At 59.5% G+C, this 14,745-nt stretch carries 10 protein-coding genes and 3 pseudogenes; 11 read left to right on the top strand and 2 right to left on the bottom strand.

The window, feature by feature from the left end:
- Nucleotides 1-333 precede the first annotated feature (333 nt).
- Complete coding sequence (locus ACVIIV_RS15610; protein WP_456744967.1) at nt 334-1,554, top strand: GlxA family transcriptional regulator; 1,221 nt, start codon at nt 334-336, stop codon at nt 1,552-1,554.
- Nucleotides 1,555-1,594: 40 nt separating this feature from the next.
- Here ACVIIV_RS15610 and folB read toward each other — a convergent pair.
- Nucleotides 1,595-1,943 (bottom strand): annotated as a pseudogene (gene folB / locus ACVIIV_RS15615) (dihydroneopterin aldolase).
- A 344-nt stretch (nt 1,944-2,287) separates the two neighbouring features.
- Here folB and ACVIIV_RS15620 point away from each other — a divergent pair.
- The 7 genes from ACVIIV_RS15620 (at nt 2,288) to ACVIIV_RS15650 (ending at nt 11,428) form a co-directional block, all read left to right on the top strand.
- Nucleotides 2,288-3,541, top strand: a complete 1,254-nt coding sequence (locus tag ACVIIV_RS15620) for a sarcosine oxidase subunit beta family protein (RefSeq protein WP_456744968.1) — start codon at nt 2,288-2,290, stop codon at nt 3,539-3,541.
- 17 nt (nt 3,542-3,558) lie between these two features.
- A complete protein-coding gene (locus ACVIIV_RS15625; RefSeq protein WP_456744969.1) occupies nt 3,559-3,852 on the top strand; it encodes a sarcosine oxidase subunit delta in 294 nt (97 codons plus the stop codon).
- Entirely contained in the window at nt 3,849-6,845 is a 2,997-nt protein-coding gene (locus tag ACVIIV_RS15630) for a sarcosine oxidase subunit alpha (RefSeq protein WP_456744970.1), read from the top strand. The genes ACVIIV_RS15625 and ACVIIV_RS15630 overlap by 4 nt, the downstream gene beginning before the upstream one ends.
- Entirely contained in the window at nt 6,838-7,410 is a 573-nt protein-coding gene (locus tag ACVIIV_RS15635) for a sarcosine oxidase subunit gamma (protein ID WP_456744971.1), read from the top strand. Before ACVIIV_RS15630 ends, ACVIIV_RS15635 begins: the two co-directional genes overlap by 8 nt.
- Before the next feature lie 27 nt (nt 7,411-7,437).
- Nucleotides 7,438-8,811, top strand: coding sequence for an L-serine ammonia-lyase (locus ACVIIV_RS15640; protein ID WP_456744972.1), 1,374 nt, complete (start codon nt 7,438-7,440; stop codon nt 8,809-8,811).
- A 10-nt stretch (nt 8,812-8,821) separates the two neighbouring features.
- Entirely contained in the window at nt 8,822-10,108 is a 1,287-nt protein-coding gene (gene glyA / locus ACVIIV_RS15645) for a serine hydroxymethyltransferase (RefSeq protein ID WP_456744973.1), read from the top strand.
- 972 nt (nt 10,109-11,080) lie between these two features.
- A complete protein-coding gene (locus ACVIIV_RS15650) occupies nt 11,081-11,428 on the top strand; it encodes a CocE/NonD family hydrolase (protein ID WP_456748738.1) in 348 nt (115 codons plus the stop codon).
- Nucleotides 11,429-11,606: 178 nt separating this feature from the next.
- On the opposite strand, the pseudogene ACVIIV_RS15655 reads toward ACVIIV_RS15650, so the two are convergent.
- Nucleotides 11,607-12,226, bottom strand: a pseudogene (locus ACVIIV_RS15655) (IS5/IS1182 family transposase); the annotation flags it as partial.
- A gap of 75 nt (nt 12,227-12,301) precedes the next feature.
- Between ACVIIV_RS15655 and ACVIIV_RS15660 the strand changes: the two are divergent.
- The 3 genes and pseudogenes from ACVIIV_RS15660 to tnpC all read left to right on the top strand — a co-directional run bounded on the left by ACVIIV_RS15660 (nt 12,302) and on the right by tnpC (nt 14,739).
- A complete protein-coding gene (locus ACVIIV_RS15660) occupies nt 12,302-12,730 on the top strand; it encodes a transposase (RefSeq protein WP_128930931.1) in 429 nt (142 codons plus the stop codon).
- The gene (gene tnpB, locus ACVIIV_RS15665; protein ID WP_128930932.1) at nt 12,727-13,080 is read left to right on the top strand and encodes an IS66 family insertion sequence element accessory protein TnpB; all 354 of its coding nucleotides are present in this window, start codon (nt 12,727-12,729) and stop codon (nt 13,078-13,080) included. The genes ACVIIV_RS15660 and tnpB overlap by 4 nt, the downstream gene beginning before the upstream one ends.
- A gap of 68 nt (nt 13,081-13,148) precedes the next feature.
- Nucleotides 13,149-14,739 (top strand): annotated as a pseudogene (tnpC, locus tag ACVIIV_RS15670) (IS66 family transposase).
- The last annotated feature ends 6 nt before the right edge of the window (nt 14,740-14,745 follow it).

Raw genomic sequence — 14,745 nt, forward strand, 5'->3', positions numbered from 1 at the left:
TCGGATTCAAGTAATGATGTATTGGCGCAACACAGCGGCTGCTGTTCTGCGTTGGGTGCAATCGAGAGGGTTTCATGCGAAATTATACTTGTCTCAGGTAGAGTGGCCGCAGCTGGCGTTGCGCTGCTCAGTTTGATGCCGTCGCATTCATCGTAAAGCCAAGCTTCGCGCCTAATATGAACCCTAGCTCACATTGCCCCCGCCTTTTGTGAAGGAGAACTTCGGCGTTATACGCTTCGGTGGTATTCACTGGACTAGACAAAGACTTCGCTCAAGGTAATGGTGCACACTTGCGTCCGATCCGGTGATCGCCCAAACAGACCGTGGAATTGTATGGCTGACGCCAAGATCAAGACGGGTTCAGCCTCCGGCAAGCTTCCGTGCCGCAAGCTCGCAGTCGGGTTTGTCTTATTGCCGAGCTTTACTTTGATCGCCTTCTCCTCGATCATCGATCTGTTGCGGTTGGCCGCAGATGAGGGGGACCGAAGTCGTCCCGAACGCTGCTCCTGGAGCATTCTCGCGCCGGATCTTAAGCCGATATCGGCAAGTTGTGGCTTGCATGTGGCGCCTTGGGAGACGTTCGACCGGCCAGAACGGTTCGACTACATCGTGGTCGTCGGCGGATTGCTGGATCGCGGCCTCATCTATCATTCCAAGACGTTGCAGTTCCTTCGCCAGGCAGCCGCTCGTGGCGTATCGATTGCGGGCGTGTGCACTGGAAGCTTTGCATTAGCCGAGGCGCAGCTTTTGCGGGGGCGCAAGTGCTGCGTGAGCTGGTATCATTTTCCAGATTTTGTTGAGCGTTACGCCGATATCACTCCTGTTGGGGACCAACTATTTATCCAAGACGGCAAGTTCATCACCTGTGCTGGCGGACTTGCAGCGCTCGATCTTGCGGCTTGGATGGTCGAACGGCACTTGGGGCCGGGTCGCGCCCAAAAGAGCCTGCATATCATGATCACCGACAAGGCCCGCCTTGCGGCCCACGCGCAGCCTCAACCACCAAGCATGGCGACAGTCGACGACACTCGGGTTCGACGCGCCATGCTGGTCATTGAGCAAAACCTGAGTACGCCGCCCAAGACGCGTGAGATAGCCACCAAGGTTGGTCTGTCGAAACGACAGCTCGAGCGGCTCTTTCGAAATGCCACGGGAAGGAGCATCCAAGGATTCTCACGCGATCTGCGCATTTTTTACGGCCTCTGGCTTCTTGCAGAGTCGGATAAATCCATCACATCGATTGCGACTGAGAGCGGCTTTTCAGATATTTCCCACTTCAATCGAATCTTTCGAGGGGCGTTTGGCTGCGCGCCTTCGATTGCCCGCCGTAACGGCATCGCTTCCATGAAGGCCCTTATTCACGGTTGGCAGGACAAGCAGGCAGGAAGTCCCGCCGCGCGGTTTGGCTCCATTGGATTATCAGCGTCAGATTGGAGGCTCATCCAGCAGCCGTTGATTACATCGTCTGACGGGAACAATGGAGGTGAGATGATTCGAGAGATTAAGAGCGATCCAGGGGGCTTCTTGCAACGCGAGCGCCGGCCGTACTTCTAATTGCCGGCCCGAATCAAGAAGTGTCAGCCCGTCATGGGCTTCATGTCGACGGCTGCCGTCTGCGCGTTGTCCAAACGCCAACATCATCAAAGTCTTCGCGGCAATGGGCGCGTGAGGGTTATGCACCGTTACCGTTACGGCATCCAATCTAGCATACGCTTGAAGTAATTCCTCCGCGATCGCCGCAGCCAGTGGCTCGAGCAAGGAACGTCTCGAACCGGCAAATGACTTTGTCACTAGGGTCACAACCTCTGAGTAGTCTATGTATCATTGATATTGTCAGAGCGGACCGCATCAAGCTGGTCGGCGTGTAGATCGACGTCGATGGCAAACCTCTGGCCGAACTGCGTTTCGTGAGGAAGAAGCCCATGCCGGGCGTGTACGACCAATCCTTTATGAAAATAGTGTTGTCAAAGCGATGGCCGAACATGGCTATCAATGCGCTCCTCAGCAGTGCGCCTGTTGATCGGATAGACAATTCCTCAGGATAACCTCCTTCGAGGATAAAGGTGCTCTGGCCATGCTGACCAGCATGAGCGTGCCAATACTCTTGGATTTGTGCGGCATTTACCCACGGCGCGGCAGAAGGACTTGGTGTTGTATCTCATCAAATCGCTCCGCAAAGGCGGAATCGGCGTCCTGTTGCTGTGTCGCCAATATCCAAGTTTGTTGGCGCTCTTATGCCTGTATGCCGGAGAGGCACACGGTAGCTTTGCTGCGAGGAACACGCCAGATGCAACGATTCTCAATATTCTCTCTCTTGCGCGGAGGATCTACGGGCCAACTCCACTGGCAGGCCCAATGGCGTTCGCCCGATCCCAAGCCTGCATATGATGTTGTCATCATCGGAGGAGGCGGCCATGGGCTCGCCACGGCGTTTTATCTTGCCAAGAAACACCGGATAACCAATGTCGCGGTCGTCGAGAAGGGATGGCTTGGAGGCGGCAACACCGCACGAAATACCACGATCATCCGATCGAACTATCTGTTCGACGAGAGTGCGAGGCTCTATGACCACGCGCTAAATCTGTGGGATGGCCTATCGGCAGAGCTGAATTACAACGTGATGTTTTCTCCGCGCGGCGTATTGATGCTCGCGCACAACATTCACGATGTCCAGGTCTTCAAGCGTCATGTCCATTCCAATCGGCTGAACGGTGTCGAGAACGAATGGCTCTCGCCGGAGCAATGCAAGGCGTTCTGTCCACCGCTCAACGTAGGCGGCTCCATGCGCTACCCGATCCTGGGCGGTGCACTGCAGCGCAAGGGCGGGACCGCGCGACACGATGCGGTGGCTTGGGGGTACGCGCGAGCGGCTGACGCCCTAGGGGTCGATCTCATTGAGAACTGCGAAGTCACGGGCATTCGCCGTGGACCGTCTGGCGGCGCCGAGGGCGTCGAGACGACGTGCGGTTCGATTCGAGCGAAGAAGGTCGCCATCGTAGCCGCAGGCAACAGCAGTGTCGTCGCCCGTATGGCGGGCTTACGCCTGCCGCTCGAAAGTTTTCCGTTGCAAGCGCTGGTGTCTGAGCCGGTCAAGCCCGTGTTCCCGTGCGTCGTGATGTCGAACACGATTCATGCCTACCTCTCGCAATCTGATAAGGGCGAGCTCGTCATTGGTGCCGGTACTGACGCGTACATCTCGTACACGCAGCGAGGCGGTCTTCACATCGCCAATCACACGCTGGATGCCGTCTGCGAATTGGTGCCGATGTTCCGCAGGCTGCGCATGCTCCGAAACTGGGGCGGTATCGTCGACGTCACGCCTGATCGATCGCCGATCATTGCCAAGACGCCAATACCGGGTCTCTTTATCAATTGCGGGTGGGGAACTGGCGGTTTCAAGGCGACACCGGGGTCGGGCGATCTGTTCGCGTGGACCATCGCAAAGGACGAGCCGCATCCAATCAATGCCCCATTCACGATCGAGCGATTCCGGGACGGATTCCTGATCGACGAGGCGGCCGCGGCTGCCGTGGCTCATTAGCGAGAGATCCAGCGATCATGCTTCTGATCAATTGCCCATATTGCGGTCCGAGGCCGGAGCTCGAATTCATCTATGGTGGCGAAGCACATATCAGCCGACCCGCGGATCCAATGAGCCTCGATGATGAGGCGTGGAGCGCGTATCTCTATCTGCGAAGCAATCCCAGAGGAATGCACGCCGAACGCTGGCGTCATATCCATGCCTGCGGCCGGTACTTCAATGCGCGCAGGAGTACTGTCAACGACAAGATCGCCGACACCTACGTGATCGGATCGAACTCTCCGCTCAATGAGGGTGGAGCGGCGTCATGAGCACCCAATTCCGTGTGGCGACAGGAGGGCGCATCGACCGCAGCAGGCCTGTCCGTTTCACTTTCGACGGAAAGTCCTATCAGGGATTTGTCGGAGACACGCTGGCGTCTGCGTTGATTGCCAACGGCGTCCATCTCATAGGCCGGTCGTTCAAGTACCATCGTCCGCGGGGCATCATGACGGCCGGCCCCGAGGAGCCGAACGCACTGGTGGGGGTGGGACGCGATGAGGCTCACTACACCCCGAACTTGAGGGCGACGCAGGTCGAAATCTACGAAGGTATGGTCGCGGCAAGTCAGAACCGCTGGCCGGCTTTGGCTTTCGACATCGGCGCGGTGAACGAGGTCCTGTCGGCATTTCTTCCGGCCGGCTTCTATTACAAGACATTCATGTGGCCCAAGGCGGCCTGGAAGCATATCTACGAGCCTTTGATCCGCCGGGCCGCGGGTCTGGGCCGGGCTCCGACCAAGGCCGACTCCGATCGCTATACACAGATCTATGCCCATTGCGATGTGCTGGTCATAGGCGCCGGACCGGCCGGGATTGTGGCAGCCATCGCTGCGGCGCGAACCGGCGTAAGGGTGTTGCTCTGTGACGAGCAAGCGGAGATGGGTGGCTCCCTTCTGGCTGAAACCGTCGCAAAAATCGACGGGCGACCCGCGGCCGATTGGTGCAGAGCCATGCTGGCCGAACTGGCCTCATTGCCGAACGTCACCCTGATGGCGCGCACGACGGCATTTGGCTGGTATCCACACAATCTCATCGGGCTCAATGAGCGTGTTTCCGATCATTTGGTTGCGGGAGGCAAGTTGCCTCGCGAGCGGTTGTGGCAAGTGAGGGCGCAAGAGGTCGTGCTTGCGACAGGCGCAATCGAGCGACCGATCGTGTTTCCGGACAACGATCGGCCAGGCGTCATGATGGCGGAGGCCGCTCGCACTTACGTCAATCGCTTCGGCGTGCTAACGGGAACCCGCGCCGTTGTGGTTACAGCTTGCGACAGCGCCTACCGCGCCGCGCTCGATCTTCAAGTTGCGGGAATCGTAATTGCGGCAATTGCCGATCTTCGCAGCAGCCCGAGTGGATACTGGGTGGAGCTCGCTAGGGAGAAGGGTATCGACGTTCTGCCACAGACTTCGCTCGCCAGCACGAGCGGCCGTCTGCGCGTGTCTTCGGCAACACTCGTGTCGACCGATGCAGGAAAGCCTGAGCGACGAAGGATTGACTGCGATCTGGTCCTGATGTCGGGCGGGTTTACGCCGAGCGTGCATCTGTTCTCGCAGTCGCGCGGCCAGCTCAAGTACGACAGTGGTTTGCAGGCCTACCTTCCTGACGTGTCCGTCGAGCGGGAAAGGTCGGTTGGCGCTTGCCGCGGTGTCTACGATCTTGCGACGGTGCTGGATGACGGCTTTTCAGGCGGTCTGGCCGCTGCGTCCCGGGCCGGTGCCGGCAACGTTTCGATCTCACACGAGTTTTCGGTCGAAGCGCGCAGCGTGGCATCGGGCCGTTTGATCGGATCACCGACGAACGGCCGAAAGCAGATGGTGCGCGCGTGGGTCGATTTCCAGAACGACGTCACGACGAAGGACATTGCGCTGGCGGTACGGGAAGGGTTCAGAGGGATCGAGCACGTCAAGCGGTATACGACGACGGGGATGGCAACCGATCAGGGCAAGATCTCGAACATGAACGCGTTAGATATCGTGGCCGGACTGCGGAACGTATCGCCTCCGCAGGTTGGGCACACGACCTTCCGGCCTCCTTACACGCCAATTACGTTTGGTGTCTTTGCCGGCCAGTCTCGCGGCGCATTGTTTGAGCCGGAGCGAAAGGCGCCGATTCACTCCTGGGCTGAACAAAGCGGTGCCGTCTTCGAAGACGTCGGCCTGTGGAAGCGCGCTCATTACTTCCCGAAGCCCGGTGAAACGATGCATGCTGCTGTTGCGCGCGAATGTCGGGTGACGCGGCAGTCGGTCGGCATCTTTGATGCCTCAACGCTTGGCAAGATCGAGATCGTCGGCAAGGACGCTGCCACATTCATGAACCGCATGTACGCCAACGGGTGGGACAAGCTTGAGCCCGGCCGGCTCCGTTATGGCGTCATGCTACGCGAGGACGGCTTCATCTTTGATGACGGCGTCATTGGTCGTCTTGCGCCGGATCGCTTCCATGTGACAACGACCACCGGCGGGGCGGCTCGTGTTCTGAACATTATGGAAGACTACCTGCAAACCGAATGGCCTGATCTCGAGGTCTGGCTGACCTCGACGACCGAGCAATGGGCGGTGACCGCGGTCCAGGGGCCCAATGCGCGCAAGGTGCTGGCGCCGCTCGTCAAGGGAATCGATCTCTCCGCCGAAGCGATGCCTCATATGAGCGTACGCGAAGGCTGGATCTGCGGTGTCCCGGCCCGGCTGTTCCGGGTCTCGTTTACGGGCGAACTGGGTTTCGAAGTCAATGTGCCCAGCGGATACGCCTTGGCGGTGTGGGAGTCGATCATGGCGGAGGGACAGAATTATGGCATCACGCCTTACGGGACCGAGACGATGCATGTTCTTCGCGCCGAGAAAGGCTACATCATCGTCGGGCAGGAGACCGACGGCACGGTAACGCCTGACGATGTCGGGTTGAGTTGGGCGGTCGGTAAGACCAAGAAGGACTTCGTCGGCAAGCGCTCGCTCGTAAGGGCGGCAATGACGCGAGACGATCGCAAGCAACTTGTTGGACTTCTGACCGTCGATGCCAGAACCGTCCTTGAAGAAGGCGCACAACTGGTCGCCGATCCGAATGAACGTATTCCCATGACCATGCTCGGGCACGTGACATCGTCCTACCAGAGCGAGGCGATTGGCAGGCCGATTGCGCTTGCCTTGATTCGCGGTGGAAGGGGGCGCATCGGCACGCGGTTATCGGTTCCAACCCACGCTGGAGCCGTTGACGTCGACGTCGTCCAACCCGTCTTCTACGATCCAAAAGGTTTGAGGCTCGATGCTTGATTCACGGATGCCGCAATCAAACGTTCTGACGCCGCTTGCATTGAAGACGCGCGTCATTCCTGATGCCATGCTCGCGGTGCTTCCCGACGTCGCGAAGTTCTCCTTCCGCGGACGTTCTTCGGCAGTGGCAGCAGCGTGCGATGCTTTTGGCGTCGAGCTGCCTCAAGTGGCGTGCCGCTTTACAACCAAGGGAGCAAGGTCCGCCCTCTGGCTTGGGCCGGATGAATGGCTGTTGCAGGCCGTCAGCGACGCGCCAGCTGAATTGTTTGCACACATCGAGAGCGCGCTGGCGGGTTGTCCCTACTCACTCGTCGACATCAGCCATCGTTCGGTAGCCTTTTCGATTTCGGGATCGAAGACCGAATATGTTCTCAATCACGGCTGTCCGCTCGATTTATCGATCGTGCAATTTCCCGTCGGTATGTGTACACGGACCGTGATCGGCAAGGCGCCCGTCGTGCTCTCGCGGTCGGATGCCTCCACTTTTCATGTTGATGTCTGGCGTTCGTTTGCTCCTTATCTATGGCAATTGCTGAACGAGGCCCGGAGTGAGCTCGCGCCATAGTATGATCAACGATTGGGGTGGTTTAACGTGATCTCGGTTTTCGAGCTGTTCAAGATTGGGATTGGCCCGTCTTCGTCGCACACGGTTGGCCCGATGAAGGCTGCTGCGGGCTTCAGTGGAGCCATAATCGCCGCGGGTCTCTTGCCGCGCCTTGACGCGGTTCGCGTCAACCTGTTCGGCTCTCTCGCATGGACCGGAAAGGGACATGGAACTGACAAGGCGGTCATTCTCGGGCTTGCCGGCCATTCACCCGAGACGATTGATCCAGATCTCGCAGAGACCCTTGTCGCGTCGGTGCGCCGTGACCGGCTGTTGAATTTTGTAGGTCAACTTTCAATCGCGTTCGACCCGGACACCGCTATCACGTTCGATCGCCTGGCCGCACCGCTCCAACACCCAAATACGCTGGCGTTCATCGCTCTTGATCGCGAGGGTGAGATGATCCAGGAGGAGCGATGGTGCTCCCTGGGGGGCGGGTTCGTCGTTCGTGAATCCGACCTCAGACGAGCACCTGCAACTGTTGCCACTCCCATTCCGCATCCCTTCCGGTCGGCAAAGGACCTACTGGAAATGGGGGCGGCGTCGCGCCTCTCGATTGCCGAACTAGTCTTCGCAAACGAAGCAGCTTCACGTGCACCACAGGATATCGAGCATCAGCTCGATCGGATTGTGGAAGTGATGATGGCCTGCATCGAGCGCGGAATGGTTACCCATGGTGAGCTCCCCGGAGGCTTGGGCGTCCGTCGCCGGGCACCCACTTTGTACCATAAGCTTGCCGCGTCGGCGGGGGCAAACGATCGGGCGCAACACGAAATTCTCGACTGGGTTAGCTTGTATGCCATTGCCGTCAATGAGGAAAACGCGTCTGGAAGCAGGGTGGTGACTGCGCCGACCAATGGAGCCGCCGGGATCGTGCCGGCGACCTTGCGATACTATCGTGATCATTGTCGTGGTGCCAACGCTGCAGGTGTGCGGCAATTTTTGCTAACAGCGTCCGCGATCGGCGCTTTGTTCAAGATGAACGCGTCGATCTCCGGTGCCGAGGTCGGTTGCCAGGGCGAAGTTGGTGTTGCCTGTTCCATGGCAGCGGCCGGTCTTGCGGCGGTCCTTGGCGGCAGCAATGCGCAAATCGAGAACGCTGCGGAAATCGGCATGGAGCATCATCTTGGGATGACCTGTGATCCTATCGGCGGGCTTGTTCAAGTGCCCTGCATCGAGCGAAATGCATTTGGCGCGATCAAGGCGATCAGCGCCGCTTCGCTCGCACTGCAAGGCGATGGATCCCATGTAGTGTCTCTAGATAAGGTCATCGCAACAATGCGAGAAACCGGCCGTGACATGCAGTCGAAGTACAAGGAGACCTCGCTCGGGGGGCTCGCGGCAAATCTCGCCGAATGTTAAGGAGTAACCTATGAATCAGATTAAGCTTGGCGGGTTCTTCTCCGCTGACATCGCCCAGAGCGACCCGCTCATTGCTGCAGTCATCAGAGACGAGCTCGATCGCCAACGGCGCGAGATCGAACTTATCGCGTCGGAGAATATCGTCTCGAACGCTGTGCTTCAGGCTCAAGGATCGGTTCTGACCAATAAGTATGCCGAAGGTTACCCCGGTCGGCGCTATTATGGCGGTTGCGAATTCGTTGACATAGTCGAGACTGTCGCCTGCGACCGTGCCAAGCAGTTATTTGGTTGCCAATTTGCAAATGTTCAGCCTAATTCGGGAAGCCAGGCCAATCAGGCCGTGTTCATGGCGCTGATGAAACCTGGCGACACCTTCATGGGGTTGGACCTTGCAGCCGGCGGTCATCTGACGCACGGCGCAAGGCCTAACATGTCCGGCAAATGGTTCAACGTCGTATCCTACGGTGTGCGGCCAGACGATCATTTGATCGACATGGAGGCACTTGAACGTACTGCACGGGAGTGCAAGCCGAAGTTGATCATCGCCGGCGGGTCGGCCTATTCGCGCTTCTGGAATTTTGCCGCCTTTCGTAAGATCGCGGATTCCGTCGGCGCTTATCTCTTGGTCGACATGGCACATTTCGCCGGCCTCGTTGCAGCTGGCATCCATCCGTCGCCATTCCCATATGCACATGTCGTCACGTCGACGACGCACAAGACACTGCGAGGCCCGAGGGGAGGGATTGTTCTTACCAATGACGAGGACTTAGACAAGAAGATCAACTCGGCGATTTTCCCTGGTCTGCAGGGAGGCCCGTTGATGCATGTGATTGCGGCCAAGGCGGTGGCGTTTGGGGAAGCGCTTTTGCCGGAATTTCGCGACTACGCATGCAGTGTAGTTGCTAACGCTGTAACGCTTTCGAACGAACTCCAGGCGAGAGGCTATGCGATCGTTTCGGGGGGAACAGAAAATCACCTGATGTTGGTCGACCTGCGTTCCAGGGGATTGACGGGGAAGGCGGCAGAAATCGCACTCGGGCGCGCTAGGATTACTTGCAACAAGAACGGAATCCCGTTCGACCAAGAGAAACCGACCGTCACTTCAGGAATTCGGCTCGGTACTGCAGCGGCAACTTCGCGCGGCTTTGGTGTGTTTGAGTTCAGCACCATCGGCAAGCTCATTGCTGACGTGCTCGATGCCATTTCGGTCTCGAATACGGGCGAAGCGCCGGCGATGGAAGAAAAGATACGATCACAGGTAGCTGAGCTGACGGAAAGATTTCCGATCTATAGATAGGAAGCGGTTTCGCGCTTTCCTCTCAAGCCGGAATAGCGTTTGAAAGTCTCGAGTCTAGGTTCGCATTTGTTAACGGCACGCGCGCTCGCGAGGTTCTGCCGTTTTGAAAAGGCGTCTCATGACGGACGAGCTCTTTGCAGACCGAAACGTTTTCCGGAGGGGAGAGCCTTCGGTCGACCTGAGGTCGCGGTCAAAAGACAGGCAGAAACCTCAGAGTGTGCCGAGCGCGAACAAGCCCACGATGCGAGAGGCGGGAGGAACAATCGATCTTGTATTCACAAGTTAAGCAACTGAAGAGCTCGAAATAGCCGCGGCCCGATGCGCTGCCCTGCGCGAACGTCGCGGCGAGATGTGATGTACTCCTCATGGCCGCCGGCGGATCTGCTACAGCGGCTGGTCGCTTGCGAACCAGTTTCTTCCTACTGCGTCAACGCGCGGCCGACGGATCACCAGATGTGCACTCCCGCTACAACAACACGCGGGCTTCCTGCCCGAAACATCATTTCTTGTAGAGAGTAGCTCTGCCGAGCTCACAATTTTCCCGTCATTCGTTCAGTGGAAATTCCAAGCTTGCCAAACCGGCTAAATTCCGACCCAAAGCGCAGCAGGAGCAGGTGGATGATGCGCCATGCTACGAGGATGAAATTAGACGAGAGTTCGCCGGGTGCACAACATCCTGATCGGCTCAAGGATGACGTCCGCTCGCGGCCAGTTTCTGTCTACCGGCCGCTGCGGGAAAGTATTCCACTGTCGCAAGTTTCTATCCGTACCGAAAAGGATGATCGCAGGTCGCATGCGCACGAGAGCAGTTACTTCACCTACCGGGGATACGCATCTCGCCCCTCGTAGTAGAAGTCGGTCACTCGTCGGAGCCGCCACTTCCCCGTAAAGTCGACGAGCAGAGAGGGCCCATACTCCGACGGCCCGGTCGCACCAGTCCTGCCCGCCGCCCATTCGACCACTCGCGCAGGTATTTCCTACGTCGCTGCCCTTTCGCTAGCCGTCGGAGCACAACAGCCGCCCCACCTGCAGGCGATCGCTCCGATGCGCGGCGTATCCGGCCGCTGCGAGGACTTTGCACCGGGCGGATGCAAGATCTGCATCAACGGCAGCTGGCTGGCGATGATGCTGGCATTTGACCTTGTGCCACCGACTTGTCAGCACCACAAGGGACGGTGGATGCGCATTTGGCGCGAGCGGCACGAGCGCGAGGGCATACGGAATTTCGACAAGCGCTTCAGAGAACGCCGATATGAAAAGGAAGGGAGATCGATCCCGACGGAGCAAGTCAAGGCCCCGACATTCGCCATCGGCGGCTGACGGGACCTTTACTCAAGCGACGGTGGAGCTATATCGGGACGTCGGGGCCCCAGGAAGCTCTTATGGCCGATTGCCCGCACGCTGCAGGTCGCCGCCTACAACCCGCGCGCGCGCTTGGTCTAACGCCGACGCAGAGCGGAAGCGCTGACTGATACCGCTCCCGGTCGGTAGTCGTCCGTTAACAAGCGGGGTTGAGCACGATTGGGTTTGCGAACAGGACGATCGGGATAAAGCGCAAGAGCTTCCTGAGCCAGGCGAGGATGCGGCGGAAGTTGTGGCCGACGGCGGAGAGGATGACGCAGCGGCCAAGGTGACCATCGGCCTTCAGTGTCCGATGACGGGTTCGATGGCGGAGCGGCGCCGAAGCTCGCGCTTGATGACACCGAAGACGCCGTGCTTCTGCCCAGCGATGAAGATTCGGCGGGGATTTTGTGCGTCGTGGCCGCGGTATCCTTTGTCGACATAGGCCCGCTCGATCGCGCAGCCGGTGAGTGTCTCGGTATGGTCGATGACGTCCCGCAAGGTGTGACCGTCGTACGGGTTATCGGGTAGCGCCCTGGCGTGCGGCACGAACAGGCCACCGGGAGCACGGCGGTTGTTGGTGACGATGGAGGCTTTGACACCGAACCCGTAAGGCGCGGCTGCTTTACCCTTGCCGATGCACTCCACCTCCGGGGCGTGAAAGGAATAGAGCTTCCAGCCGCGCTGGCGCTGCTGCTGCGAGCGGATCTGCGAGGCCCGGCTGAGCGGGAGGGCGAAGGCGTTCTCGAGCACGGCCTGACCTTCGATCTTGCGTAAGCGCTCAGCCAATACCCTGGCTCCGGGATTGGATTAGATGTGCGAAGAAGCCTCCGGCTTGAACGGAGGTTTGGGATGGGATTGGACGGCAAAAAAGACGCCCATTTGGACAGCTCAACAGTTGGGTCTGGAGCAGTCAGCCGGCTTGAAGTGCTTGAGGGGCCGTCCGGGCGTCGTGTGCGTTCAGATGCCGAGTGGGCTCGGATCGTCGGCGAAAGTCTGCTGCCCGGCGCTCAGGTGGCGGAGGTAGCGCGCAAGCACGGAGCGACGCGCTGGCAAATTTACGATTGGCGACGACGCTTCCGACAGCGCGGCGAATTACCGTCGTGCGAGGCTCCGCAGCCGCCGTTCGCGCCGCTGGTCGTGGACGGGCCGTTAGAGGAGCGTCACGTTCCGGCAGTCAAGCTCGAGATTGCGATTGGCGACGTCGTCGTGCGGACGGACGCGGCGATAGATGGGGAGCAGCTGTCTCGATTGATCCGCGCGGTGCGGGCGTCACGATGATTGTCCCCGGCTCCGAACTGAAGATTTACATCGCGACGCGGCCCGTCGACTTCCGCTGTGGGCACGATGGGCTTGCTGCGAAGGTGCAGGAGATGCTTGGTCTCGATCCGTTCAGCGGTGCAGCCTTCGTGTTCCGGTCGAAACGGGCGGACCGGATCAAGATTCTGGTGTGGGATCGAACGGGCCTGGTGCTGGTGCATAAACGCCTCGAGGGTTGCAAGTTCGTGTGGCCAAAGATTGCGGACGGCGTGATGCGGATATCGCCGGCGATGTTCGCCGCGCTGTTTGAGGGCCTGGATTGGCGGTTGGTCCGCCCGGAGGAAGCGCGGCGTCCACAGATCGCTGGATAAGTGCGGCAGAATGACTCTGTGCCGAGTTGGGCATGGCGCCGTCGGCGCAGATGTGCTCGACATGGCGCATGAGCACCGCGACGCTTCGCGACGAGAATGAACGCCTGAAGGCACTTTTAGCGCAAACGCAGGCAGCATTGAGCGAACATCAAGCGGCGCTGGCAACGTCGGAAGAAGCGCGGCGCCGGTTGGAGGTCATTCTCGGGGAACTACGCCGAGAGAAGTTCGGAGCGAAGTCCGAGAAGCTGCGGCCAGATCAATATCATTTGCCGCTCGAAGACGTGGAGATCGCGCAAGGCGTCCTGGACGCGGCACAAGAGAAGGCTGCGGCGGTCATCAGGGGCCGATCGCATGCTGGATCGGATCAGGACCGTCATCGCAATCGGGGCTGCTTGCCCGCCCATTTGCCGCAGGTGGAGCGGATCCTCGAGCCTGCGAGCACGTTCTGTGCGTGCGGTTGCGGCGCGATGACGAAGATCGGCGAGGACGTCAGCAAACGCCTTGACGTGATCCCGGCACAATGGCGCGTGCTGGTCACGCGTCGCCCGAAATACATCTGCCGCCGCTGCTCCGGCCCTGTCGTGCAGGCGCACGCACCAGAGCATGTCGTGCCTGGTGGACTACCGACCGAAGCGGCGATTGCGCAGGTGATCGTCTCCAAGTTTGGCGACCATACGCCGTTTTACCGTCAGGCCGAGATCTATGCGCGCCAGGGGATTCGACTTGATCGGGCGACACTGGGCAACTGGTCCGGTCGCGCCTGCTTCCATCTGCAGCCCGTTGCCGACCGCATGCGCTGCCATCTGGCAGCGGCGGATCGCCTGTTCATGGATGAAACCACGGCGCCGGTGCTCGATCCCGGGGCGTGGTCAAACGAAGAAGGGTTACTTCTGGGCGATCGTCTCCGACGACCGCGGCCATAGCGGCCCAAGTCCGCCGATCGTGCTGTTCCGATATGCCCCCGGTCGCAGCGGCGCCTTTGCTGAGCAGTTCCTGGACGGCTTCACCGGACGCTTCCTGCAATGCGATGCCTACGACGGCTATGATCGGCTGATCGAAGTCGCTCGACCGCAAGGACCCTGGACGCTCGTACACTGCTGGAGCCATTTGCGCCGGCGCTTCGTCAAATTGGCCCGCAACAGTAAATCGCCGATCGCCGAGGCCGCCGTCCGGCAGATCGCACAGCTCTACGGCATCGAAGCCATGGCACGCGGTTCATCGCCGGACATCAGGCTGGCCGCGCGCAAGGAACACTCGCTGCCCCTCGTCGAGGCGTTGAAGCCGTGGTTCGAGAAACAGCTGTCGATGATCTCCAGCGGCTCGACGCTCGCCGATGACATCCGCTACGCGCTCAATCATTGGCAGGGGCTGACGCGCTTCCTCGATGACGGGCGGCTCGAGCTCGACACCAATCCGGTTGAAAACGCGATCCGGCCGATCTGCTTGACCAGAAAAAACGCACTCTTCGCTGGTCATGAGGTCGGAGCCGAAAACTGGGCCTTGCTCGCATCCATCGTGGCGACCTGTAAGCTCAACGACGTCAACCCGGTCGCCTACATCGCCGAAACGCTCACGGCGATCATCGCCGGCCATCCCCAAAGCGAAATCGACGACTTAATGCCATGGCGATTCCGCAAAACGTCAAGCCAGCATCAATAGGGTGGC

Source organism: Bradyrhizobium sp. USDA 4354 (genome assembly GCF_054060315.1).